The organism is Streptosporangium lutulentum (genome assembly GCF_030811455.1).
Lineage (GTDB): Bacteria > Actinomycetota > Actinomycetes > Streptosporangiales > Streptosporangiaceae > Streptosporangium > Streptosporangium lutulentum.
The window spans coordinates 2,968,414-2,992,737 of sequence record NZ_JAUSQU010000001.1; the positions used below are offsets into that span (position 1 = coordinate 2,968,414).

Annotated in this window: 22 protein-coding genes and 3 pseudogenes; 12 read left to right on the forward strand and 13 right to left on the reverse strand. The window is 66.5% G+C overall.

Annotated elements, in window-relative coordinates; genetic code table 11:
* Window positions 1–283: 283 nt before the first annotated feature.
* A pseudogene (locus tag J2853_RS13220) lies at window positions 284–442 on the forward strand (alpha/beta fold hydrolase); the annotation flags it as partial.
* Here the strand turns inward: J2853_RS13220 and J2853_RS13225 are convergent.
* From J2853_RS13225 to J2853_RS13235, 3 genes and pseudogenes are all read right to left on the reverse strand, one after another.
* Window positions 423–630: pseudogene (locus J2853_RS13225) on the reverse strand (helix-turn-helix domain-containing protein); the annotation flags it as partial. The pseudogenes J2853_RS13220 and J2853_RS13225 sit on opposite strands and share 20 nt — an antisense overlap.
* 56 nt (window positions 631–686) lie before the next feature.
* A complete protein-coding gene (locus J2853_RS13230) occupies window positions 687–1,289 on the reverse strand; it encodes a class I SAM-dependent methyltransferase (protein ID WP_307557750.1) in 603 nt (200 codons plus the stop codon).
* A 403-nt stretch (window positions 1,290–1,692) separates the two neighbouring features.
* Window positions 1,693–1,881, reverse strand: a complete 189-nt coding sequence (locus J2853_RS13235) for an FAD-dependent oxidoreductase (RefSeq protein WP_307557752.1) — start codon at window positions 1,879–1,881, stop codon at window positions 1,693–1,695.
* A gap of 89 nt (window positions 1,882–1,970) precedes the next feature.
* Between J2853_RS13235 and J2853_RS13240 the strand changes: the two genes are divergently transcribed.
* The 4 genes and pseudogenes from J2853_RS13240 to J2853_RS47865 all read left to right on the forward strand — a co-directional run.
* Entirely contained in the window at window positions 1,971–2,573 is a 603-nt protein-coding gene (locus J2853_RS13240; protein WP_307557754.1) for a helix-turn-helix domain-containing protein, read from the forward strand.
* Between the two features lie 260 nt (window positions 2,574–2,833).
* Window positions 2,834–4,315 (forward strand): alpha/beta hydrolase, encoded by a 1,482-nt coding sequence (locus J2853_RS13245; protein ID WP_307557756.1) that lies wholly within the window; start codon window positions 2,834–2,836, stop codon window positions 4,313–4,315.
* A 200-nt stretch (window positions 4,316–4,515) separates the two neighbouring features.
* A complete protein-coding gene (locus J2853_RS13250; protein WP_307557758.1) occupies window positions 4,516–4,779 on the forward strand; it encodes a hypothetical protein in 264 nt (87 codons plus the stop codon).
* Between the two features lie 891 nt (window positions 4,780–5,670).
* Window positions 5,671–5,895, forward strand: a pseudogene (locus tag J2853_RS47865) (transposase); the annotation flags it as partial.
* 45 nt (window positions 5,896–5,940) lie between these two features.
* Here J2853_RS47865 and J2853_RS13255 read toward each other — a convergent pair.
* The gene (locus tag J2853_RS13255; protein ID WP_307557760.1) at window positions 5,941–7,065 is read right to left on the reverse strand and encodes an IS30 family transposase; all 1,125 of its coding nucleotides are present in this window, start codon (window positions 7,063–7,065) and stop codon (window positions 5,941–5,943) included.
* A 97-nt stretch (window positions 7,066–7,162) separates the two neighbouring features.
* Between J2853_RS13255 and J2853_RS13260 the strand changes: the two genes are divergently transcribed.
* The 3 genes from J2853_RS13260 (at window position 7,163) to J2853_RS13270 (ending at window position 11,899) form a co-directional block, all read left to right on the forward strand.
* Window positions 7,163–8,047, forward strand: a complete 885-nt coding sequence (locus J2853_RS13260; RefSeq protein ID WP_307557762.1) for an IS3 family transposase — start codon at window positions 7,163–7,165, stop codon at window positions 8,045–8,047.
* Between the two features lie 200 nt (window positions 8,048–8,247).
* The gene (locus tag J2853_RS13265; RefSeq protein ID WP_307557764.1) at window positions 8,248–11,187 is read left to right on the forward strand and encodes a M20/M25/M40 family metallo-hydrolase; all 2,940 of its coding nucleotides are present in this window, start codon (window positions 8,248–8,250) and stop codon (window positions 11,185–11,187) included.
* 391 nt (window positions 11,188–11,578) lie between these two features.
* On the forward strand, window positions 11,579–11,899 hold the full coding sequence (locus tag J2853_RS13270; protein WP_307557766.1) for a site-specific integrase: 321 nt from the start codon (window positions 11,579–11,581) through the stop codon (window positions 11,897–11,899).
* Between the two features lie 258 nt (window positions 11,900–12,157).
* Here the strand turns inward: J2853_RS13270 and J2853_RS13275 are convergent, their stop codons facing one another.
* The 5 genes from J2853_RS13275 to J2853_RS13295 all read right to left on the reverse strand — a co-directional run bounded on the left by J2853_RS13275 (window position 12,158) and on the right by J2853_RS13295 (window position 16,819).
* Entirely contained in the window at window positions 12,158–12,520 is a 363-nt protein-coding gene (locus tag J2853_RS13275) for a nuclear transport factor 2 family protein (RefSeq protein ID WP_189143089.1), read from the reverse strand.
* Between the two features lie 422 nt (window positions 12,521–12,942).
* Window positions 12,943–14,349: a hypothetical protein gene (locus J2853_RS13280; RefSeq protein WP_307557769.1), complete on the reverse strand. Its 1,407-nt coding sequence runs from the start codon at window positions 14,347–14,349 to the stop codon at window positions 12,943–12,945.
* Between the two features lie 224 nt (window positions 14,350–14,573).
* Entirely contained in the window at window positions 14,574–14,777 is a 204-nt protein-coding gene (locus J2853_RS13285; protein WP_307557771.1) for a hypothetical protein, read from the reverse strand.
* Between the two features lie 809 nt (window positions 14,778–15,586).
* A complete protein-coding gene (locus J2853_RS13290) occupies window positions 15,587–15,817 on the reverse strand; it encodes a hypothetical protein (RefSeq protein ID WP_307557773.1) in 231 nt (76 codons plus the stop codon).
* 336 nt (window positions 15,818–16,153) lie between these two features.
* Window positions 16,154–16,819, reverse strand: coding sequence for a maleylpyruvate isomerase family mycothiol-dependent enzyme (locus J2853_RS13295; protein WP_307568667.1), 666 nt, complete (start codon window positions 16,817–16,819; stop codon window positions 16,154–16,156).
* Window positions 16,820–16,967: 148 nt separating this feature from the next.
* Here J2853_RS13295 and J2853_RS13300 point away from each other — a divergent pair, with 148 nt between their 5' ends.
* A complete protein-coding gene (locus J2853_RS13300) occupies window positions 16,968–17,141 on the forward strand; it encodes a hypothetical protein (protein ID WP_307557775.1) in 174 nt (57 codons plus the stop codon).
* Window positions 17,142–17,150: 9 nt separating this feature from the next.
* Complete coding sequence (locus J2853_RS13305; protein ID WP_307557777.1) at window positions 17,151–17,885, forward strand: hypothetical protein; 735 nt, start codon at window positions 17,151–17,153, stop codon at window positions 17,883–17,885.
* 229 nt (window positions 17,886–18,114) lie between these two features.
* On the opposite strand, the gene J2853_RS13310 is transcribed toward J2853_RS13305, so the two are convergent.
* Complete coding sequence (locus tag J2853_RS13310) at window positions 18,115–18,537, reverse strand: integrase core domain-containing protein (RefSeq protein ID WP_307557779.1); 423 nt, start codon at window positions 18,535–18,537, stop codon at window positions 18,115–18,117.
* A 144-nt stretch (window positions 18,538–18,681) separates the two neighbouring features.
* Here J2853_RS13310 and J2853_RS13315 point away from each other — a divergent pair, with 144 nt between their 5' ends.
* Window positions 18,682–19,869, forward strand: a complete 1,188-nt coding sequence (locus J2853_RS13315) for an ISAs1 family transposase (protein ID WP_307557781.1) — start codon at window positions 18,682–18,684, stop codon at window positions 19,867–19,869.
* Here the strand turns inward: J2853_RS13315 and J2853_RS13320 are convergent.
* From J2853_RS13320 to J2853_RS13330, 3 genes are all read right to left on the reverse strand, one after another.
* Window positions 19,845–20,177: a DDE-type integrase/transposase/recombinase gene (locus J2853_RS13320; protein WP_307557783.1), complete on the reverse strand. Its 333-nt coding sequence runs from the start codon at window positions 20,175–20,177 to the stop codon at window positions 19,845–19,847. The genes J2853_RS13315 and J2853_RS13320 overlap by 25 nt on opposite strands.
* Window positions 20,178–20,503: 326 nt before the next feature.
* Window positions 20,504–21,739, reverse strand: a complete 1,236-nt coding sequence (locus tag J2853_RS13325; RefSeq protein WP_307554052.1) for an IS701 family transposase — start codon at window positions 21,737–21,739, stop codon at window positions 20,504–20,506.
* A 70-nt stretch (window positions 21,740–21,809) separates the two neighbouring features.
* Entirely contained in the window at window positions 21,810–22,907 is a 1,098-nt protein-coding gene (locus J2853_RS13330; RefSeq protein ID WP_307554255.1) for an IS630 family transposase, read from the reverse strand.
* A gap of 150 nt (window positions 22,908–23,057) precedes the next feature.
* On the opposite strand from J2853_RS13330, the gene J2853_RS13335 reads away from it, so the two are divergent.
* The gene (locus J2853_RS13335; RefSeq protein ID WP_307554052.1) at window positions 23,058–24,293 is read left to right on the forward strand and encodes an IS701 family transposase; all 1,236 of its coding nucleotides are present in this window, start codon (window positions 23,058–23,060) and stop codon (window positions 24,291–24,293) included.
* Window positions 24,294–24,324 lie beyond the last annotated feature (31 nt).

The window sequence follows — 24,324 nt, forward strand, 5'->3', positions numbered from 1 at the left end:
CGCCGGATTCGATCCGGGGCATCGTCCTCGTGCCCGAGGGCGATTCTGTTCTGTAAGCGTGGCCGACGTGGCCCTCGCTGAGGCCCTGCGCGAATGCGTGTCGGACCTCTTCGCATCCTTCATCGCAGGAGCGCCTCGGCCACCCCACTCCCAGCAAGGGAGGACCGCGCATGACCGACCATGCAGGTCGCCCAATCCCTCGACGATTCGGCGCCGCGAGCCTCGGCTTTGATGGCCACGGCTCTTCTGATCGTTACATGCACGCCCGGAATCGAATACGACCGCCCGTGACATGGATGTGCTCTGGGCTGCGCCCGGCGACGAGAAACTGACGTTCCTTGGTCAGAGCTACGGCACCCAACTGGGGGCGGTGTATGCGGAGCAGTTCCCGGAGCGGGTGAGGGCAACGATCCTCGACGGCGTGTTCGACCCTCACCTGGGAACGGCCGGCTGGCGCGGTCATACAGCCCCGCGTCGCCTGCGGCTCACCAGCGGCGGACCCACTTTGTGGGCGGTGGCGCGGGAGATGCCCATTTCGTCGGCGACATGGGCGACGGGTCTGCCGGCACGAACGCGGTCGACCAGGAGCCGTCTGCCGTGGAGGGTGAGCCGGGCATTGGGATGGGACAAAGAGACCTCTGCTGTGATGAAACTGCTTCGATGACGAAGAGTGAGGCGAGGGGGACTCACGACAGACGTTGTGCTCGCAGGACGGTGTCGTAAGTGTGGTGTGTGCCGGCGGGGGCCGGCGCGATACGGGGGCGGGTCTCGTTGATCAGGACGTCCCAGATGGGGTCGAGGAGTTGGGCGATGTCGTCCGGCTGGTAGTAGTCGGCGGGGTCGAAGCCGTCCTCCTGGCGCGAGGCCAGATCCGAGAGGGCGTGGGTGGCGAAGAGCAGCGTACCGCCGGGGGCGACAGCATCCACAAGGCCGCGCAGCGCCGCGTGGCCTGGCTGGCGACGGAGCGGGAAGTAATGGATGGACACCAGGTCGAAGGCATCTGCGGGGGGCGGCGTGGTGGTGAGGTCGGCCCGTGCCCACGCCACGCGGCCCTTGATGTCGGTGTCAGCGGCGGCGGCACGTTGCAGGGCGGTCTCGGAGACATCGACTGCGGTGACCTGCCAGCCGCGCCGGGCGAGCCAGAGTGCGTCGACGCCTTCACCGCATCCGACGTCGAGCGCTAGGCCCGGTGGCAGGTCGTTGACCTCGGCGACGAGCACTCCGTTGGGGTTGCCGCTGAATACCTGGTCGTGGCTGCGGTACATCTCGTCCCAGCACTGGACATCCATGGCGCTCAGTCCTCTCGTTGGTTGCTTGGTGACGGTCAGCGTGGGGTGCGCTCAGGCGGCTGTCGTCGGCGTGGGTTCGCTGCCGGGGTACGGCGGCCGACGCCGGCTCGCCGCTCGGCCTGGCGATCGGGTGCGAAGTACACCGCGGCCAGGAGACTGACCGGGGGGATCCGCGCGGTGCCGGCCCCCGGCGTGCCAGAGCCGTTGGTCAGAGCGTGGTACCCGCCGCGGGGGGTCACAGGCCGTGACGCCGGTCGCCCATGATCTGTTCGCAGACGCGAGTTCGAGTCGACGAGGTTGCCTGCGACCCACACGCCGGGAACCGGAGTAAGACCGGTCGCATCGGCGGCGATGTACGCGCCGAGCCCGCTCGGATGCGGGGTGGGCGCAAGACCGAGCGCGGTCAGGAACTCCGCACGCGGCACCGGCCGGGGCGCCACAGCCGGCGCCCGCAACGGGAGCCGTTGTCGATCACCAGCACCGACCTTCGGGCGCGCCCGAGCATGAGCGCCGCGCTCAACCCGGACGGGCCTCCGCCGACCACCACTACGTCGTACTGATCATCGTTGTTGACCTGGGAATCCAGGGTCATCGTGACCACCTCCGAAGCCAAGGTGCACCCATATCGGCAATCGGGCAAAGTTCTTTGCAGAAAATGCAAAACGCAGGCATAGTGAACGAATGAGCGACGACTTCGACGCCGTGCTGGCCGCAGTCGGCCCCCGGCTGCGCGAATTGCGCCGTCGCCGCGGCGCCACCCTGACCGCCCTGTCAGAGACCACCGGCATCCCGATCAGCACCCTGTCCCGACTGGAATCCGGGCAGCGCAAACCGGGCCTGGAACTCCTGCTGCCCCTGGCCAGGGCCTACCAGGTGCCGGTCGACGAGTTGATCGGCGCTCCGGCCGATCTCGACCCCCGGATCTATCCGCAGCCCTTCACCCACAACGGCATGACCGTCGTGCCGCTGACGCGCAAACCCGGCGGGCTGCAGGCGTTCAAGCACATCCTGCCCGCCGGCCTGACCGACGGCCGCGAACCCGACCCCCGCTCACACGAGGGCTACCACTGGCTGTACGTCCTACGCGGCCGCCTACGCGTCGTCCTCGGCGACAAGGACTTCATCCTCGCCGAAGGCGAAGTCGCCGAATTCGACACCCACCTCCCGCACTGGTTCGGCAACGCCGACGAACACCCCGTGGAATTCCTCAGCATCCTCGGCCCCCAGGGCGAACGCGTCCACATCAAAGCCAGCTACCGCCCCGACAACCCCCATCCCCTCTGAACAACCCCCGCAGGCACCTACCACCTAGGGCGGGACCACAGCTCATTGCTCCACGCCATTGCCTGCCTCCCCCGTCGTCTTCAGGCTGCGGGCTTTCCACCACGCGTCCCTGACACAAGTCCACACCATGACGTAGGGACACAGTCAAAGCGCGTGACGTCTCGAACCGCTCGGTGGCCGGATCGCGTGGCGCTTCTTGACCGTGTCCCGAGGACACGCTGTTAGCTCGGTGTCGCAAACGGCACGATGAGGGGAGTTACATGACCATGCATCGCAGCGCGGCACGAAATCTGGCGGTGATGGCCGTGATCGGCGTCGCCAGTGCGTTGACTGCGGCGCCCGCCACGGCCAAGCCCACGACGCAGGTGAAGTGGGGTGCGTGTCCGAAGGAGGTCGTCGCCGAGGCCGCACCGTCCACGTTGGACTGTGCCACCGTGCCGGTGCCGGTGGACTACGCCGATCCGGCGAGCGGCAAGATCGACATTATGATCTCCCGGCTGGCCAGCAAGAATCCGGGCAAGCGGCGTGGAGTCCTGCTGCTCAACCCGGGTGGTCCGGGCGGGCCCGGATTGGCGTTCGCCGGGTTCCTGGTGAAACGGGGGCTGCCCACGAGTGTGACGGACAGCTACGACCTGATCGGCATGGACACCAGGGGGATCGGGCATTCGGCACCGGTGAGCTGCGGATTCACCACCAACGGGCCGTACCTCGGCAACGTCCCGCCGTACGCGGTCGACGATGCGGCGGTCGTCAAGCAGGCGAAGGTCGTCAAGGGAGTGGCAGAGCAGTGCGCGAAGAACGACCGCAAAGGCTACCTTCGCCACTTGACGACGGCGAACACGGCTCGCGACCTGGACCGGATCCGCGCCGCGCTCGGTGAAGAGAAGACCAACTTCCTCGGATACTCCTACGGCTCGTCGCTGGGGGCCGCCTACGCGTCGCTGTTCCCGGAGCGCTCCGACCGGATCCTGCTCGACAGCAACTACGGCGACACCCACCTCGACTCCGACGACATGCGCCGCTACGCCCTGGGCATGGAGCAGACCTTCCCTGCCTTCGCGAAGTGGGCGGCGAGGCGGCACGACAGCTACGGCCTGGGCCGCACGCTGGAGGAGGTGCGGGCGACATACTTCAAGATCGCCGAATACCTCGACAAGAAGCCGACGCCGGGCGGCGACGGCGGCACCTTCCGGGCCGCCACGTTCGCCGCTCTCTACACGGAGTCGCAGTACGCCCCGACGGCGCAGCTCTGGCAGACCCTGCTCACCGGCGGTCAGCCAGCAGTCCAGCCCAGCCGGCCGGGCCCGTCGCCCTTTGACAACACCTGGACGGTGTTCCTGGCCGTGACCTGCAACGACGTCGACTGGCCCGAGGACGTGAAGACGTATCGCCGCGCCGTGGCCCAGGACCGCGAACGGTACCCGCTGTACGGCGCGGCCGCCGCGAACATCACGCCGTGCGCCTACTGGCCCCACGAGCCGGCCGAGGCCCCGGTCAAGATAACCGACGAGGGCCCGACCAACATCCTGCTCGTCCAGAACGAGCGCGACATTCCCACCCCCCACCACGGCGCTGAGATGCTCCGCGAGAGGTTCGGCGACCGCGCCCGCTTGGTGAGCGTCGACGGCAGCGGCCACGGCGCCTACGTCCTCGGCGACAACGCCTGCGCGTGGAACACCGCCACGAGCTACCTGGTCGACGGCAAGATGCCCACGCGCGACATATCCTGCCGCGCGTCCTGAGGCGTGATCGGGGTACGGCAACGGCTCGCGAGTTCGCCCAGATCACCGGCTGGATCGCCAGCGATGCCGGACAGCATGACCGCGCGCGGGCAACCTACGAGTGTGGTCGTTGCCGCTGGATGCCGCCGACGCCCCGAAGCGGGACACCACCTACACCCTCGTCGCCCCCTCCAAGAGCACCCAGCAGCAACGCAAGGTCCATGACAGCCGCTGATGCCGCCTTCTTGCCCTCCAGCATGGCGAGGGCAGGAAGCGCCCTGGCCGCTGCGCTGAGTTCCTGCAGCCGCTTCGGGTCGGCATACGTCGCCGAACTACTGGCCAACCAGTACGCGAACCACACGCACAGGCTCGCAGCGGCGGCGACAGACCACCCTCGTGGCCTATCCAGCCAGGCTGCCAGCGCCGCCAAGGCGAAGAACCCGAGCGTGATCATCAAACGCCAGGCCACGGCGCGCCTGCGGTAGGCGTTCATCGCAGGGCGACGCATTCAGTGCCGGGGCCAGTCCACAGGGTCCTGCCTCGGCGGTGATCCACGTGGGGGCAGGCAACGTCGCCGTGCCGATGCGGGAGATCTCACGGGTCTGCTCACCGGTGACCGGACCCTCCGCGCGGGCGACCCACGCGTGCTCAGGGGCGATCGAGGATCTTGTCATGCTGGGAACTTTGACGCCTGACCCGATGGCGCTCTTCCGCTCCGCACCAAGAGCCTGCGGATCGCAGACGACGCCAACTCGCCCACGTAGAACCCTCGCCGAAGACCCCCCCCCCCATCGCCGGATCACCTTCCACTCCCCTGCCCCGGCCATCAGCCGCACCTGCCACAGGACACGCACGGGGTGGCCTGGCCTGCTCCTCCAGCGCTTGCAGAAATCAGCACCGTGAAAACCCCTCCCCCTCCCCCTGCTCGGAGGTCGTCCGATGGTCAGCCCCCCTTCTCCCCACCCTCCTCGATCGGCCGGCGCCCCGGCTCATGCGCGGTACCGTGCGGCCTGGATCGTTGGGCGCAGACGGCGTCTGCTCCAGCAGGCTGCCCTCGCCATGGTGGTCTTGGCCATGGCGACGTGGCTTTGGAACTGCTGGGCGGGCCTGGCCCTCGCCGCGCTCGTCGCCCTGGCCGACGCGCTCCACCGATGGCGCTCCCACGAGGCGGTGCGGACCTGACGCAAAGGCGCGGCCGGGGAGCGACACCCGAAAGCTCCACGTCTATTTCACCGGCATCGCGATCCATCCCGGTTCCTGTCGCAGTACCACTCTGGCGGCATCAAATCCCAACTGTCCGGATCGACCCTGAGGTGCCCAGCAGATTCCGGACAGTCGGCTGCATAAGCTGACAGAAGTCTGGAAGAGGTAGGTACGTGACAAGGCGCCGCAGGCAGTTCTCGCCTGAGTTCAAGGAAGAAGCCATCCGCATGGTGCTGGAGGGCGATCGCACGGTCGCGGCTGTAGCCCGCGAGTTCGGGATCAACGCCGGCACCCTGGGCAGCTGGGTGAACCGGCATCGGATCGTGCACAGCCAGGACCAGCAGCCGGTCTCCGGACCGGAGCGAGCCCGGATCCGGGAGCTGGAACGGGAGAACGCCGAACTGCGCGAGAAGCTGGTGTTCTTGAAAAAAGCGGCCTTAGATTCAAAGAGTCAAGGCAACACATTGGGCCGGGGTTCGGTAGCCGAGGCACTTGCGGGGGCGGTTGTTCAGTCGGGCGGCCAGGGCGTCGAGGTCAGCTTGGCTGTACAGGCTCAGATCGATGCCTTTTGGTAGATATTGCCGGATCAGTTTGTTCGTGTTCTCGTTTGTGCCCCGCTGCCATGGGCTGCGCGGTGCCGCGAAGAAGACGTCGACGCCGGTCGCTTCGGTCAGTAGCTGGTGGCTGGCGAGTTCCATACCGCGGTCCCAGGTCACAGTGCTGAGCAGGCGAGCATCCATCAGTGAGAACGCCTGCTGCAGGGCAGGGATGACCGTCGTGGTGTGACGGCTGGGTAGCGCGACCATGGTCAGGTAGCGGGACTTGCGGTCGACCAGCGTCGCGACCTGGCTGTTCTTGGCTCCGACGATGAGATCGCCTTCGAGGTGGCCGAGCTCGGTTCGGGCGTTGGCTGCGTCAGGCCGTTCCTCGATCGGCCGTGCCCCGATGATCTGGGAACGCCACTGGCCCTTGACCGTGTTCTTCTTGTTTTTGCGGATGGGACGGCGCGTGCGCAGCTTGGTGCACAGCTCACGCGGGATCACTTTCCAGCGAGTCGTGTAGATCGCGCGGTAGATGCTTTCGTGGCTGATCCGCATGAGCGGGTTGCCGGCGTGCATCAGCCGCAGATGTCCCACGATCTGCTCCGGGGACCACTCGTTGTCGAGCAGTTCGATCACCAGCTGGCGCAGCACCGGGTTGTCCTGCAGGGCGGACGGTTTTGGGCGACGTGCCTGCTCTTGAGCGCGTTGCTCGGCGGCGACCGCACGGTACTTCACTCGGCCGCCGTTGCGGGCGACCTCACGGCTCACCGTGGATGCCGGGCGGCCGATCGACATGGCGATCGAACGTAGTGAGGCTCCAGCCTCGATGCCGCGAGAGATCGATTCCCGGTCCTCGGCGCTCAAACGGTCGGCCCGGCGCACCCGCTCGGCCGGCGCGATGCCGCCATGGTGCTTCAGCACCGTGAAAACCGACCCCGGGGGCTTGCCCAGTGCCCGGGAGATCACGCTGATGGAGTCACCGGCGCGCCACCGCCGCCACAAGTCTTCTTTCATCGCATCCGACATTCCCGGCCGACCCATCCGAGCCACGATCCACCCATCCACTAGCAGCGTTGCGTTGATCGTTTGAATCTAAGGCCGCCTTCTTCGCGGCCGAGAGTCGATGACGCTCGCCAAGTACGAGCTGATCGATGCGGAGAAGGCCCACCACGCGATCGCCCGGATGTGCGTCTGGCTGCAGGTATCTCGTTCGGGCTACTACGAGTGGCGCGAGCGGCCGGCCTCGGCCACCGCGCAACGCCGCGCGCTGCTCACCCAGTTGGTCGCCGAAGTCTTCGCTGACTCGCACGAGACCTATGGCTACCGGCGGGTGCACGCCGCCCTGCTGCGTCGTGGCGAGCGCTGCTCGGCCGAACTGATCCGCGCCTTGATGCGCGAGCTGGGCCTGACCCCGGCCCAGATGCGGGCGTTTAGGCCCACCACCACCGTGCAGGGCGACTATCGCGGCATCCCCGACCTGGTCGGGCGTGACTTCACCGCTGAGCGGCCGGGCGCCAAGCTGGTCGGCGACATCACGTACATCCCCACCTGGGAGGGCTTCCTGTACTTGGCCACGGTCATCGACTGCCATAGCAAGGCGGTTCTCGGCTGGGCGATGGCTGATCACTACCGCACTGAGCTCATCAAGGACGCGATCCGGATGGCGGCCGGCACTGGGTTGCTCCAGTCAGGCGCCGTTTTCCACTCCGACCGCGGCTCGAACTACACCTCAGATGAGTTCGGCCGGTTCCTGACCGGCTTAGGAATCCGTCGCTCGGTCGGCCGCACCGGTGTCTGCTATGACAACGCGATGGCCGAGTCGTTCTTCGCCGCGATCAAGAACGAATGGCTCCACCGCTTCGTCTTCACCACCCGAGCCAAAGCGAAACGGCAGGTCATCCGCTACATCGAAGGGTTCTACAACCAGCGGCGCCTGCACTCGGCGCTCGGCTACCGGACGCCGCTTGAAGTGCTCAACGAGTCCCTTTCATCCCAACCAGCCGCATAGGCTACGCCCATAAGGCGGCTGTCCGGAATCATCGTGGCCCCCCACATGCAGATCAGCCGCTATGTCACGGCTTCACCTCCAGTTCTGCTGGGCGCACGAGATCACCTCATTGACAAGCTTGGGAAGAGCCTGAAAGGGTCTCGCGTACAACGAAGATCATCCGACGTTTTTGGGTCTGACCCTTCAGGGAGATCACGGTAATGCGGAAGAAGCCTCTTGCACTGACACTTGGCATGTCATTGCTCCTGTCCATGGGTGCAGCGGCTAACGCGTCCGCGACCGGCTTCGGCGAGAAGCGCTTCCAGCCGAGTGTCACCTACGATCTGTCGGTGACCGATGCCGAGCGCAACGCGATCCACGCGGAAGTCGAGGCGTTGGCTGGACGCGTCAACAATGCGCGGGCAGGGGACGGCACCTACGACCCGCTCAGTCTGATCGGGGCGATGCTGGACGGGTCGAGCTACGACTCCATCTCCCGAGGCGGCACGGCCGCGACGGCGTACCCCTTCCCGGTCAGCAACACCGAAGCCAACCAGAACGAGTACGACCGCAAGGTCGCCAAGCTCGCCTGGGTGGTCAAGCTGGCCACCGACCTGGGTTTTCCGGTGGTCGTCCAACGCCAGCCCGACAAGTACGTCTACGCAGAGATCGGTGACCCGGACGCCCCGGAGATGGTCATGGCGTTGAGCCACCTCGACTCGCCGACGGCTTCCGTTTCGCCGGCCCAGCTGGCGCGCTGGCGGGACGCCGATGGCAACCTCGGCACTCCTGGTGCGTACCACTCGCCCTATGTCCAGGACGGCTGGGTCTACGGGGCGGGCATGCAGGACGACAGCGGCCCGACGCTGGCGACGCTGCTCGCGGCCAAGGCGCTGCTCGAGGCGGGGTTGCCCCTCGACCGACGCATCCGCATCGTCATGGGAATCTACGAAGACGGCGGTCCCGGCACGCCCTCGACGACGAACACCGCCACCTTCCAGCCCATCCCGTACAACTCGAACCCGAGCTTCTACGACAACTGGGCCTACAAGAACCTCAACCGGGAGGAAATCCCGATCGCGGCCTACACCTCCGACTCGCGGTTCCCGGTCATCGTCGGCAACTCCGGATCGGTGACCCCGTCGGTGTCGATGAGCTTGTCCGCAGACAGCACCAAGGCCTTCCGGCTGACGGATGCCACAGCCGGCGTCACCCTGCGTGAAGGCGATCCGACGCTCAAGGACATCGCCTACGGCAGCACCACGCAGATCGCCTCCCGGGCAACCTTCACCCTCGACGTGGCGGGGGTCCGCTCCACCGAGCGCGACCGATTCGTAGCGGCGATCACCGCCGCCGCGACCACGAAGGGTTGGCTCCCGGCTGCTCCCCGCACCACCCCCAAGGTGCAGACCACGATCACCGGCGACTCGCTCACGCTGGAGATCAACACCGATGTGGCGATGGAGATGCCGACCCCGCAGTATGGCAAGAATGCCGTCGTGTGGGGGATGTTCCTTCTCTCCAAGGGACTCGGCGCACTGAGAATCACGGCCGCCGACATGCAATTGAAGAAAGCCGCCGACGGCATCGCCGACCTGTTCTTCCGCGACGGTGTCGAAGGCGAAGCCTATATCGGCAAGTACATGGGCATCCCGGCGAGCCTGTTGCGCAACCCGAGCAACGGCACCCCGAACCTAACCTTCGCCCTCATGGGAGGCATCAATTCGGAGACCCCGACGAGCCTTTACACGGACGCCTCCGGCAGCCTCAGCATGCCGATGTATGTGCGCAGCATGCACGTCACCGCGGCTGACTCCAGCCAGGCGACGACGGCGGTCACGGCCGCCTTCCAGGCGAAGGGGTTCACCATCGACAACCTCGGCTCGCCCGTCGGCGCCGGGTTGTACGTCACTCACGACAACCCGCTGACGGCTCTTCAGTTCGGGAGCTACCAAGCCTCGGTCAACCGCAACCCGAAGGAGTTCGCGGATCCATATTCCCTCAGGAACGTGGTCTATCCGCAGGGCACGACCGGCGGCACCCTGGCCAGCAGCTTCCGCAATAAGATGACCGCCTTCGGCGCGGTGATCCCGGGTAACGAGCGCTGGTGGCACACGGCCAACGAGCGGATGAAGGTCGACTCGGCAGTGCAGATGACCAAGATCATGGCCGATGGCATGCTGGAGATGGCCCGGTACTCCGGGCCCGCCGGTGCCAAGTTCATGTGGGCAGGCATCCCGGGGCTGAACTCCGACCGGGCGGACCTCGACCTGCTCGACGTCACGATCGGAACCTACAAGGACGCGTCGGCCGCTGTCGGCAGGAGCCAGTTGGGCACCCAGGCCCTGCTCGGCGCCACCTCGTTCAACATCCCGATGTGGAACGGGCGCGGCAACTCGGCTCCGACGGCCTCGGCTTTCGCACTGGGGCACGCCCCGGGAGGGGTCTACCTGCCCCTGACCGACACCGAGTACCTGAACACCACGTACGTGTCGCCGATGCGCCTGGAGTTCAAGGTGGAGCGCCCCGACTACATGTCGGACGCGGCTTGGGCGAAGTTCGTGGCCGGCGGCTACGGCGACTTCCGGTTCAACATTCTCGTCGGCGACGCGGTTGTGCCGCTGGCCGTTCCTGCGGGGCAGAGCGCGGACAAGTACTTCTCCTCGCGCATCTCGGCCAACAACCCCGACGCCATCTACCTGTCGGTCAACCTCGCGATCACCGATGCCCCGTACACCGGGGTGCAGGGCATCCTCGCGGATTCCAAGACGGACCTGTACACGGTCAATCCGACGTACTTGGCCTCAAACCCAGATCCGTTCCCCGGGCGCGGAGCCGTCGAACAACGGGGCTTCTTCCTGTTCGGTGATGGGCACAAGAACGCGGAGTTCTCTTCGCCCGACGCGGTCTACGTGACAGTCGACAACGCGGTCATCGATGCCAAGCCGTCAGCGGTGGTGAAGAAGTTGAAGGGCAACAAGAACGAGTTGACCATCACGGTGAAGCAGACCCACATCGACGGTAGCAAGTCTCCTGTGACGGCCACGTTCACCATCAACAACAACGCTGCCGGCACTTACACCGTCGGCGATTACAAGGTATACGTCGAAACCAAGGGCAACACCCAGGTGCGGTCGATCTACATCGTGGGACGCGCGTGAACCGGAAGTTCAGCGCGCGCACGAGAGGGCATGCGCGGTGGCAGGATGCCTCGACTCGGGGTTTGCGGCCGCCGGGGTGCGAGGCACATTGACAGCGGAGTGGAGCCATTGAGGTGATCTCAGCAGGGTCGATCCAGACGGCTGGGATTTGATGTCGCCAGAGTGGTATTGCGACAGGAACCGGGATGGATCGCGATGCCGGTGAAATAGACGTGGAGCTTTCGGTGGAAGAGGTCTCACCACAAGTCTTCTTCAGCCAGAAAGCTCCACGTGATCACCTATCGAGCCGGCTCGACGTTCCTCGGGAACCGGGTTCACCATCTCTCCACGCTGCCGGCGACTGGGCACCCGCACGGGATCTCGGGCGCTGTCCTGCTTTGCGCAGGCGGTCATGGGACCGCGCTGGTTTGGCGAGGGCACCGACCGGGCCGCCCTCGGCCGTGACCACGGGGTTTCCCGCGCCACCGCCTACCGCCAGAGCATCAACCTCATCGTCAAACGCGCCGCCGCAGCAGCGCACCTGGAGAAGGCCGACGGCTACAGCGCGCACGGGCTGCGCGCCGGCGGGGCGACGTCCGCGGCCAAGGCCGGGGCCCCGATGTCGGCGATCACCGCACACGGCCGCTGGGCCGAGGGCTCCCCCGTGGTGGCCGGCTACATCCGCCAGGTCGACAAATGGAACGACAACCCCATGCGCGGAGTCGGCCTCTAGACGAACCTGTAGGGTTTCAACGATCTTGTCACCGATCTGGCACATGTGCCAGATCGGTGAGACAGCCTCTCTGTGAGAGGCTGTCTCTGAGTACTGGCTTTGATCCTTTCGTGCATGGGCCGGAGCTGGGATACCAAGATCCAGTCCTTGATCTTGCCGGGATAGCCTGGCTTCCAGCATCGGCCTGCCCCCCGGGGGCGGCCGAACCTCGCCGGCGACCATCCGGCCGGCCGGTCGTCGGACAACGTGTCGGCTATGTCAATCGGTCGTGCTGGCGTGCACGGCGATGATTCGCCAGCCGTGCGTCTCGCCGTATAGCCAAGTACGGGTGTAGCGCATCCTGGCCGCGAACGGCGCACCGGAGACGGTCCCTTCGACGGTGCCGAGAAACCACGTCACCCCGGTGCGCCCATCGGCGAGCACGGTCAACTCCTCCTCGGCCACCCTCGTCACCACCTGCGCCCGAGTGCGGTGCAGCTCCAGATCGTCCGCCTTGGTCGCAACGTTCGCACCGAAGGTAAAGATCAGCCGATCATCCAGCAGCCGATCCAGCGCCTCGACATCTCCAGCGAGCTGCGCGGCCTGGAGTCGGCGCTCGGCGTCCCGCAAGTCCTCCATCATGAGGTCCACCCTCCCAGCCGGCGCCGTATCCGCGCCAGGACGTTCACGCTCGGCTGATCTTTGCAGTCCGATCCAGGGACTCCGATCGTCGGTGAGTGGGTGCCGGGTTTGGAAGGCTTCCCGACAGGCCGTTGAAGTGGTGCGCGGCGGCCCGGAAAATCAGACCGTCGCAGGTGAGGAAACCGCCATGATCGTGAGATAAGTGGGCCGCCACATCAGTGAGACAGTGCGGAAACCCGCAGGTCACGCAAGATCAAGATGTCACGAAGACTGAGACCCTACAGAACCGATAGGGCCTCAGCCGCCACGGCGAAACCCTGGTGATCTTGGCAGCAAGGTGACAGATCTGCCCCGGCGGCCCGCCGACTGTGCCGGAGTGTTCCAGTTGGCCGGTCGGGCTGTCTGGGGAGGGACTGGAGCACTCAGCCGCCGTCCAGCCGACCTTCAATCCAGGTCGGACATGTCGAGTACGAAGCGGCACCCGGCACAGACCCTTGCGGCGCCGTGAGCGATCCCGCCGTCAGGATCAGGGGGAATGTCGCGTGCCGCTGCTGGGCGGTGTGCACATCGGTGATGACGACCTCGACGGTCTTGGTTTTGCTGCCGACGGGAATCGTCACGGCGACTGCGGTGCTCGTCTGCACCTGGCCGTCGACGCTGATGTTGTACGGCGGCTGACCGCCCGTGACATCCACGACCCATTTGGGGCTCGCGGGGACCGGAGTGGGATCGACCACCAGCACGGGTGCTGGGCCAGGACCAGGAGAGTCGGGGATCTCAACTCGGCGGATCATCGTACCGAAGTCGTCGTAGACGGTCACCGTCCCGGCTTGGGGACTGTCGGGTTTGACCACGTCGAGCCCGAAGATGCCGGAGACCCCGCCCTCGGGCCCGATGCCGATCAGCAACTCGCGGGCCGACACGTCGAACGCGAGGCCCGTGGCGCCACCGGGCTGCAGGAAGACCCGCACGTCGGGCAGATAGAGCCCGCGGAAGTCCTCGCCGATGCCGAACTTGGCCATGAGCTCGGGCGGCGTGGCCGTTCCGGAGAGGTCGACCAGCACACTCGCGAACCCGAAGCCAAACCAGTCGGCTGGTCCGAGCAGGGCGTAGGACGGGTTCATCCGCAGCGGTTCGCCGTACCCGGCCCCGGCGGGGTCGTCGATGTCGTGAGCGGCCCACGAGTCGAGCCCGATGGTAAACAACGGGTCGGTGCCCGGGCCCCCCGCTGTCTGCGCGAACGACAGCTTGATCTTGGGCATCACAAGGGTGACTTCGGGCGTTCCGGAGTCCGGTGCCAAGCGTCCGTCCGGCAACAGTTTCGCGCCGGTGAGGAACGGCAGATGGAGCGTGGCCGCGTCCATGAGCAGGTCGAGGTGGAACACTGTGCCTGGGGCGTCGGCGGCGGGTGTGCCGGGAGCCGGCTGCCCCTGCCCGAGGCTTGACAGTAGGTTCTGCACCCCCGGGTCGCCGAGACCGCCGGCCAGCACGGCATCCGCTGCGGGAGACGACTGGCGCGGGATGCTGAGCCGGAAGGTGATGGCGATGTCGGCGAAGTCCCAGTACGCCCCCGGGGTGCGGACCGTGTTGTGGTCCACAGCGAGGGCGCCCTGCCAGCTGATCGTCGCGGGCGGCGTGTAGACGGGAGGGTTGGCCGCGACCTCGGCGCTGAACCGCGCGATGCCGCTGACCACAACGCCGTTGTCGTCGAAGGCGCTCTCCACCTCGGTGACGAACAGCACCGACAGCAGCTCATGAAACGGCTCCCCGATGGCCGCGCCGCCGAGCACGTAAGGGCTGACGATATCAATCAGCGAAAACGTTGCCATCTACCGCTCCCGGATAGGGACCTCGACGTCGATAACCGATGCTGCCGGATCGTCTCGATAGTGTTTTGGGGCGATCATGACACTGGCGGGGGCCACGGGCAAGACGCAAGGCCACGTTAAGGGCTTGCCGCTGAATAAGCCGTAGCTTCCGGGTGGAGTTGCCCCGGATCGGCAGACACATCAGGGCTTTCAAGAACCAGAGTTTCCCATCTGCAGTCGCCCGGTCAGACATCAACGGCGGCCGAGATCAGCTGATCGGCACCGCCGGGCAGGCCAGAAGCCGGGTCAAGCGAGTGCCGGTGCCGGAAAAGGACGACTGATGGGTCGCCGTCCACCTTGGCATATGCCTCGTAGCCGGGGAATGCATTTGTCGCTTCACGCAACGAGACCGTCCGGCCCTCCGGGTCGATGGTGAAGAAGAAGTTCATATCGACGTCCGGACCAAAAACAGCGGATTTTTGGCTGCGCCATCGTATAGGAAGTTGGCGCAGAATTCGTTGGGATTGTCGACGACACCTCCCTGCGGGTCCGGGAAGGTTTTTCTCACGTTGAAGTGGTGGGAAACCAACCCGTCAGTCGCCGCGATGGCCGTCTGGAGCACCTCACCGGTTTGGCAGACGACCTTATGGCTCTCGCCGCGTTGGTGGAATTCCGTCGTCTGTAAATGATCTTGAAATCAACCGGACGCCTTTACGATGTAGATTAATAAGCTGATTTTGTTCAGCCACGCCTACGTGGAACCCGATGGCGCTCTTCCGCTCCGCACCAAGAGCCTGCGGATCGCAGACGACGCCAACTCGCCCACGTAGAACCCTCGCCGAAGCCCCCCATCGCCAGATCACCTTCCACTCCCCTGCCCCGGCCATCAGCCGCACCTGCCACAGGACACGCACGGGGTGGCCTGGCCTGCTCCTCCAGCGCTTGCAGAAATCAGCACCGTGAAAACCCCTCCCCCTCCCCCTGCTCGGAGGCCGCCCGATGGTCAGCCCCCCCTTCTCCCCGCCCTCCTCGATCGACCGGCGCCCCGGCTCATGCGCGGTACCGTGCGGCCTGAATCGTGGGGCGCAGACGGCGTCTGCTCCAGCAGGCTGCCCTCTCCGTGGTGGTCTTGGCCATGGCGACGTGGCTTTGGAACTGCTGGGGGTCCCGGTAGCTATCGAGCAGAATCCAAAGAACCTGCTCCTGACCTGCGGTGACGTGGTGCTCCACGCTGAGGCAGAAGGACGATCCGCCCTGGCTATCGGCGTTGAGGGTTAATCCGCGAGTGAGCGAGATCGAGGTAGAGGGCGCGCAGCACGATCGCGGCCGCGCGGGCGGCGGCCCCAAAGGCCACCACCGCGCCTGCGCATTGGGCCGCCGTCATCGCCGGGCACGGGATCAGGCCCGCGATCATCGCCGCGCGGGCGGCGAGGGCCAGGCCGACGACGGCCGGCGCGATCCAGCGGCGCCGCACCAAGCGGGCGATCATGAGGACGGTTCGCGGAGCCGGGCGCGCTGCTCGGGGGTCAGCTGCGCGAGCTGGGCGACGAAGGTGGCCAACGCCCTACGTCAGCTCGGCTCGTGACCTGACCTACAGCGTGGTCGACGCGCTCGGGATAGTCCTACCGGCGCGGGTTGACGGACGGCTGCCCAGGCCGGCCTGGGACAGAGCCGTGTCCTGGACACTCGGCTACCGGCTGCACGCCGTGGTGGTCAACCGCGCCCATACCATGCCCTCCAGCCTTTGCGAGGCGTTGCGCGATGGTCGCCCCGGCCGATCCCTGCGACAACCAGAGAACCCATTGGGCGAGCTTCGAACTCTGGGTCACCTCATGTCGCGCCGATCGCGCAGGATTTCGACGCCGTCGCCGTCAAGTTCATCGCAGTACACCGAGCGCCCGGTCGTCGCCATCACCAGTGCCAGGGTGGTGCCGGACACCAGCGGCCCGGAGCCGGTGGTGAAGGGGCCGTCGGTGGCGACGAGTCGCAGGTCGGCGATCCGTCTCCTGGCGGCGACGACTTGGTCTGAGCCCCGGTAGTACTCGGCTACCCGGGTGAGGGTCTCGATCGGGTAGCCGTGGCGAATGCCCAGCGGTCGCCGCACGTCCTCGGCATGCACGATCGTTTCTCCCAGCAACGCCATGACGGGGAGAGGTGGCTTGGTGGTGCTTGTGATGACGCGGCGGAACTTCTCAAGCGTCTCGGCTGGTGTCGCGCCCAACTGCTCGGCCAGCCGCATGGCGACCTGCTTGTCGAAGTCGAAGCGGCAGCGGATCACGCCCGCCAGCCACCGCACGCCGTTGAGGCTCGCCGATGCGGTGAGGTGCGCCAGCACGTCGCGCACGGTCAACCCCGTGCACAGCGACGGCGTTGCCCACCGCTCGTCGGCCAGATCCGCCAGGTCGGCCGCCAGGGCCGCTCGCTCGGCATGCACCAGCGGCCAGATGCCGGCTGCGCGGATGCCCCTTCCTTTCGGTGTCGGATCGGTCATGCCGGACGGCCTCTTGTCGAAGGTCACAGGAGTCCTCGAATCTGGGTGGTATGGACGGTCGGAGGTGAAGACTTCCGCAACAGGGCGAAATCATCGCTTATGAGCGGGGATTTCGGGGCACTTTGCTGACCTGACGCAATCCCCGGACATGCCGTACCGGCCCTCTGTGATCGTCGCGGCCGGTTCTGCTCGCAGCGCGGCACCCGCAGTGCACCAGGCCGTACGTGAGCGCTTGGACACCACCGGACTGACCGCGTTGTTCACCATCCACCCCACCCTGGCTGAGGCCACGCGCTCCCTGCAGCGGCCCACCAGCACCTAACGATGGAACGTGATCGCTTCCCGCATCTATCGGTTGGGGCGGCCAGAGCCGACGACCGAGACCTTCGGCGGCTCGGAGAGCACGGCTGTCGCTCATAAGGTGTTCTGCGCCGACAGCCCCGCGGTGCTGGCCGAGACCGGTAGCCCTCCGGCCAAAGAGCGCTGCATTCTGCTGTTGTTCACCATGAACCGCGCCGCCGTACCCGTGGCCGAGCAGGCCGCGACGGCCTGGCTGGGCTGGCAGGTCGCCTTCGGAGATGACGAACTGGCTACCGTGTCCACCGTGTTCACCCGCCGGTCCGCACCCGTACCCTCTACCTTCGAGAAGGTGGAGACCACCAGCACTACGACCGTTGATCCCGCCGAACTGCGCGAAGCCATGGTGGCCAGGTTCACCGACTCCGGCCACCTGCGCTCCCCTGAGGTCATCGAAGCGTTCCGGAAGGTGGAGCGTCACCGGTTCATTCCCGACGCCGACGTCGAGGCTGCCTACGCCGACGACGCCGTGTCGGTGAAGCACGACGAGACCGGCGAGATGATCTCTTGCATTTCCGCGCCGTCCATCGTTGCCCTCCAGCTGCAGCAGCTGGACGCGCAGCCCGGCCACAAGGTCCTGGAGGCCGGGGCGGCTACCGGCTACAACGCAGCCCTTGTGCGCCACGAGGCGCCACCATTTCCGTGTGGGGATGAGAGATCCCCGCCGTCGTCCTGTCGCAGCAGGCCGACGAAGCCGAGGGCAGTCTGACCGCGGAGACGCGCGGAAGGATGGCAAGCGGCCCTGACAAAGCCGGGACGTATTGGTACTGCCAGACAGTACGGGTTCGGCAAGCAAGATGAGAAGCCGTACGAGAGGAACCAGTGCTTGAAGCCCCGTAATCGTTGTACCGGCTCCAACCTGGCGGATATGGGCCGGGTGCAGTGCACGCCACCGGAGGTCTCGGTGGCGACTTGGGCCGCCCCGGTGAAGTTGGAGGCTAGATCGCTTGGTTCTCGATCGCCAGGCCGCCGTCGGCGGTTGATCGGTGGAACGTCTCCTCGTACTCGGCCGGAGGAACGTTCCCGCAGTAAGAATGTAGCCTTTCAGAATTATACCAGGCAACCCATTCCATGGTGGAAATCGTCACATCCATGACGCCTTTCCAGCCGCCATGGAACTCGATTAGCTCCTTCTTGTAGAGACTGTTGAGCGACTCCGCAGCGGCATTGTCATACGAATCGCCTTTGCTGCCCACAGAACGAGCCGCACCGACCTGGTCGAGCCGTTCGGCGTAGCGGATAGAAGTATATTGAACGCCTCTATCGGAATGGTGAACAAGGTCATCGATGACGCCTCCACGCGCCCAGATCGCCATTTCCAGGGCGTCGAGTGCCAGATCGGTGCCCAGGTGGTCGGCCAAGGCTGAGGCGTTCTCGGCTGCTGAGACGGTCGCAGCCCTGCAGCGGGCTGGCAGTAGAGGCCACCCCGATGCGGAGATGACAAACGCGACCCCTGATGATCGTCGGTGTCTAGCCAGTCGATCAAGAACAGGGGCCGCGTTCGCGTGCCATCATTCCCGATCAACGTGCTCGCCCGCCACTTGGAGCACGTCCCCGCTTTCGACCCATCGACCGATCTGCCCGCGCTGGCCGAGGTACTGGGCACCCTGCCCGACCCACGCAGCCACCGCGGACGTCGCTACCGACTCGGCCCACTGCTGGCCCTAACCCTGCTCGCCGTACTCAGCGGAGCCACCTCCATAGCGGCGATCAACAGATCCATCCACGGATACGACCCGGACATCCTGTCTCGTGCCGGGCTCCCCGGCACCGTTCGCCTGGCCGCCAGCACCCTGCGGCGACTACTCGCCCGCCTGGACGGCGACGCCTTCGACACCGCGACCGGCACCTACCTGGCCACCCTCGCCGCCGGCGGCCCGCCCGCCACCGACCACCCCGAAAGCCGACCACCGCTGACCGGCCTGGCCATCGACGGCAAGACCCTACGCGGCAGTCGCACCGCCAACGGCACGGTGCACCTGCTGGCCGCCTTGCGCCACGACACCCAGACCGTCGTCGCCCAACGCCAGGTCACCGCCAAGAGCAACGAGATCCCTGCAGTTGCGCCCCTGCTGTCCGGCCTGGACCTGTCCGACGTGGTAGTCACCGCCGACGCCCTGCATACCCAGCACGCCCATGCCCGCCAGATCATCGACTCCGGCGGCCATTACCTATTCATCGTCAAAGGCAACCAGCCCACCTTGCACCGCCGGCTCAAGGCTCTGCCCTGGCGCCACGCCCTGCTCAACGACCGCACCGATACCCGCGGCCACGGCCGCCGCGAGATCCGCCGCCTGAAGATCTGCACCGTCCGGCCCGGCCTGCCCTTCCCCCACGCCGCCCAGGCCATCCAGGTCAAACGCCGCCGCACCGACCGCCGCACCGGCAAAACCACCATCGTCACGATCTACGCGATCACCAGCCTGCCGCCCGGCCGCGTCACCCACGCCCACCTCGCCACACTGATCCGCGGCCACTGGAGTATCGAGGCCCTGCACCACATCCGCGACGTCACCTACCGCGAAGACGCCTCACGCGTTCGGACCGGCACCGCCCCACGGGTCATGGCGAGCCTGCGTAACCTGGCCATCGGCCTGGCCCGCTTGATCGGCTGGACCAACATCGCCGCCGCCATCGACCACTACCGCAGCCACCCCACGGACGGCCTTCAGCTACTCGGTCTCACAACATGAGAACGCTTCGGCCCTGGGTGGTCGGCGACCTGCCAGCCGACGATCCGACGGGAGTACAGGTCCTGGACGAACGCGGTGTACACCCAGCCGGAGGCGGTGGCGACATAGGTGATGTCCGCGACCCATCGCAGGTCCGGCCGGCCCGCGGTGAAGTTGCGTTCCAGCAGGTCACCGGGTCGATCGGCGCCGGGGACGGTGGTCCGGGGCCGTTTGCGCGACCAGGTCGCCCCGCACAGGCCCAGCTCGCGCATCAGCCGCTCGACCGTGCACCGGGCGACCGTGACGCCCTGGCGGTTGAGCTGCCCCACACCTTCCGCGCCCCATATAGGCCACGTCCCGGGCCGTTCCACACTTTCAGGATCTCCTTTTTCACCTCTTCGTCCCGGACCGCACGAGCCGACGGATTCGACTCCCGTTTCTTCGCCGCCCAGTACGTGGACGGCGCGAACTCCAGCACGGCACAGATCGGCTCCACACCGAACCGTTCGCGATGGGTATCGATGAACTCGACTAGTAGGGCTTGGTTAGGTGGGGACGGGCTGGGCGTGTCTGGGTAACGCTCGGCGGCAGGTGGGGCAGATTCCGGCCCAGCACGCCAGGAGTAGTTGCAACTCGGCGATGATCCGGTAGGTGCTCAAACCGCAGCCGGCACTTTTGGGTCGAGCCGCTCCAGGGTGCAGAAGGCGTGTGCGACCGAGGCCAGGGTCACGTGATGGTGCCAGCCACTCCAGGTGCGGCCCTCGAAGTGGTCCAGACCCAGGCCGGTCTTCAACTCCCGGTAGTCGTGTTCGATGCGCCAGCGGATTTTGGCCAGGCGCACCAGGCGCCGTAGCGGGATGTCTGCCGGGAGGGTGGACAGCCAGTATTTGGTCGGCTCGCTCTCACCAGGTGGCCATTCGGCCAGCAGCCAGCACACCGGCAGATCCTCGCCCATGTGCGCGCGGCGGATCCGTAGCCCCGCCGGCCGTACCCGCAGCGCGACAAACCGTGAGCGCAACGGCCCCTTGGACCCGGCCCGCCAGGTCACCGCGTGCAGCGCGCGCCGTCCGGCGGCGGTCACGATCTGCTGGGCTGAGCGCGGCTTGTCTCGATAACGCGGCACCGGCCGCCGCCCAGTCCCCGCATACGGCGCGACCGTCCGGCCGGCATCGATGCCCAGCAGCGCGGTATCGGAGCGCACCCCCACCACGTAGCCGATGCCACGCTCGGTCAAGCCCAGACGAAAGGCCCCGTCTTGGCCATAGCCCTCATCGGCGACCACCAGCGGCGCCTCCAGCCCCCAGCAACACAGCTCATCGATCATGTCCAAAGCCAGCTGCCACTTGGGCACATGAGTGATGTCCGCGGGGATCCGGGCCCGTTGCCTGCGCGCCGCCACCGCGGCCGAATCCTCCGTGCGCGGTGAGGCCGCATCCCACCCCTCGGGCACGAACAGCCGCCAGTTCACCGGACAGGACGCGACGTCGGTGACCAGGTGCACACTCGGGGCGACCTGGCAGTTAGCGGTCTTGCCCAGCGCCCCGCAGTACTGCGGGGCCACTCCCGGCGACTCCTCACCATCCTTGACAAAGGACACATCATCGACCACCCAGGCGGCCGGGTTGATCGCCGTGTCCATCCGCCAGGCCAGCTCGGCCAGCACCAGTTGATGTGACCAGGGGGCGTCGGTGAGAAACTGCTGCAGCCCCTGGCGGTCCACGCCCAGCCGGGCCGCCATCGGCTCCATCGATTTACGGGCCCCGTCGGTCAGCAGGCCGCGCACATATCGTTCGCCCCATCGCCGCTGATCAGCACGGGCGAAACAGGAGAACACCTCGGCGGCGAACGTCTCCAGTCGCGCCCGCACGGCCTCGAGTTCTTGAGGGGTCATCTTCCCTCACCCCCAACGCAGGTGACATACCGTCTCCTACCCGAGGTAACCAAGTCCTACTAGTGGCCCGTCACGCAACCTTGGCCGGGTAACTGGTCCAGCTTCTGATGGGTGAGCTGGCGGCGAAGTTCGTCTTGGGCCGGGCTTGGGCGTTGCGCCAGCGCACATAGGCGCCGATCGCCGCGTTCTGCTCGGCATGGCTGCGGTGATCAGTGCCATTGAGGGCGTAGTAGCGCAAGGCGGCGAATTCTGACTCGATCCAGTTCAACCACGAGCCATAGGTCGGCAGGAACACCAGCTCGACATCGTTGGCAGCCGCCCAGGCGCGGACCTCGCGGTGCTTGTGCGGCGAGTAGTTATCCATGATCACATGCAGTTTTTCGCCAGGCCAGCGCGCCCGGAGCGTCTTGAGGAAGGACAAGAACTCCCGCCAGCGTTTGCGTTTGCGGATGCGGTAAAACAGCTTGCCGGTGGCCAGATCCAGGGCCGCGATCATCTGCATGACGCCGTCGTAGCGATGGTAGGTGGCCCGCAGCCGGGCCGGTGAACCCTGAGGTCGCCACCGTTTGCCCTTACGCGGCAGCAGATTCAGCGGCCCGAGCTCATCGACGCAGATCACCCGCCCATCAGCGGGCGGGCTGTCATACAGCTTCAGCACGCGTCGCATCTTGGCGATGAAGTGCGGGTCGGTGGATGCCTTCCACGTCGTGGTGGTCTGCCAGCTCACCCCGCCCTTGCGCAGGATCCGCCGCAGATGCTCGCGGCTGATCGCCGCCACCACCCCTCGGGCGATGAGGTGCTCGGCCAGCGTGCGCAGGCTCCAGGTCGACATGCCGGCGATGCCCCACTCAGCGGGGACCGTCTTGGCGATCAGGCAGATGCGCTCACGCACCCGCTCACTGATCGCCGGGGGACGGCCCCCGCTCCATTTTGGGTCCAGCGCGTCAAACCCCCGCTCGTTGAAGGCGTGGATGACATCACGGACGTAGTCGTCACCGACCTGCATCAACGAGGTGATGTCCGGCACCGACTGGCCCTGGCCGGACATCATCACCACGATCGCCCGCCGCAACTTGATCGGATCCTTCGCGGTCCTCGTGATCCGCTGCAGTCTGCGGCCTTCCTCCATCGACAACGGCCGGACGAACACCTCTGGTCGGCGCGCCATGACCACCTCCCTATCTTGCGGAAGCAGCCAGCCTGACGGGTTCACCCCAGGAGATCAATTACCCGTCCAAGGTTCAGTGACGGGCCACTAGTAGGACTTGGTTACCTCGGGTAGGAGACGGTATGTCACCTGCGTTGGGGGTGAGGGAAGATGACCCCTCAAGAACTCGAGGCCGTGCGGGCGCGACTGGAGACGTTCGCCGCCGAGGTGTTCTCCTGTTTCGCCCGTGCTGATCAGCGGCGATGGGGCGAACGATATGTGCGCGGCCTGCTGACCGACGGGGCCCGTAAATCGATGGAGCCGATGGCGGCCCGGCTGGGCGTGGACCGCCAGGGGCTGCAGCAGTTTCTCACCGACGCCCCCTGGTCACATCAACTGGTGCTGGCCGAGCTGGCCTGGCGGATGGACACGGCGATCAACCCGGCCGCCTGGGTGGTCGATGATGTGTCCTTTGTCAAGGATGGTGAGGAGTCGCCGGGAGTGGCCCCGCAGTACTGCGGGGCGCTGGGCAAGACCGCTAACTGCCAGGTCGCCCCGAGTGTGCACCTGGTCACCGACGTCGCGTCCTGTCCGGTGAACTGGCGGCTGTTCGTGCCCGAGGGGTGGGATGCGGCCTCACCGCGCACGGAGGATTCGGCCGCGGTGGCGGCGCGCAGGCAACGGGCCCGGATCCCCGCGGACATCACTCATGTGCCCAAGTGGCAGCTGGCTTTGGACATGATCGATGAGCTGTGTTGCTGGGGGCTGGAGGCGCCGCTGGTGGTCGCCGATGAGGGCTATGGCCAAGACGGGGCCTTTCGTCTGGGCTTGACCGAGCGTGGCATCGGCTACGTGGTGGGGGTGCGCTCCGATACCGCGCTGCTGGGCATCGATGCCGGCCGGACGGTCGCGCCGTATGCGGGGACTGGGCGGCGGCCGGTGCCGCGTTATCGAGACAAGCCGCGCTCAGCCCAGCAGATCGTGACCGCCGCCGGACGGCGCGCGCTGCACGCGGTGACCTGGCGGGCCGGGTCCAAGGGGCCGTTGCGCTCACGGTTTGTCGCGCTGCGGGTACGGCCGGCGGGGCTACGGATCCGCCGCGCGCACATGGGCGAGGATCTGCCGGTGTGCTGGCTGCTGGCCGAATGGCCACCTGGTGAGAGCGAGCCGACCAAATACTGGCTGTCCACCCTCCCGGCAGACATCCCGCTACGGCGCCTGGTGCGCCTGGCCAAAATCCGCTGGCGCATCGAACACGACTACCGGGAGTTGAAGACCGGCCTGGGTCTGGACCACTTCGAGGGCCGCACCTGGAGTGGCTGGCACCATCACGTGACCCTGGCCTCGGTCGCACACGCCTTCTGCACCCTGGAGCGGCTCGACCCAAAAGTGCCGGCTGCGGTTTGAGCACCTACCGGATCATCGCCGAGTTGCAACT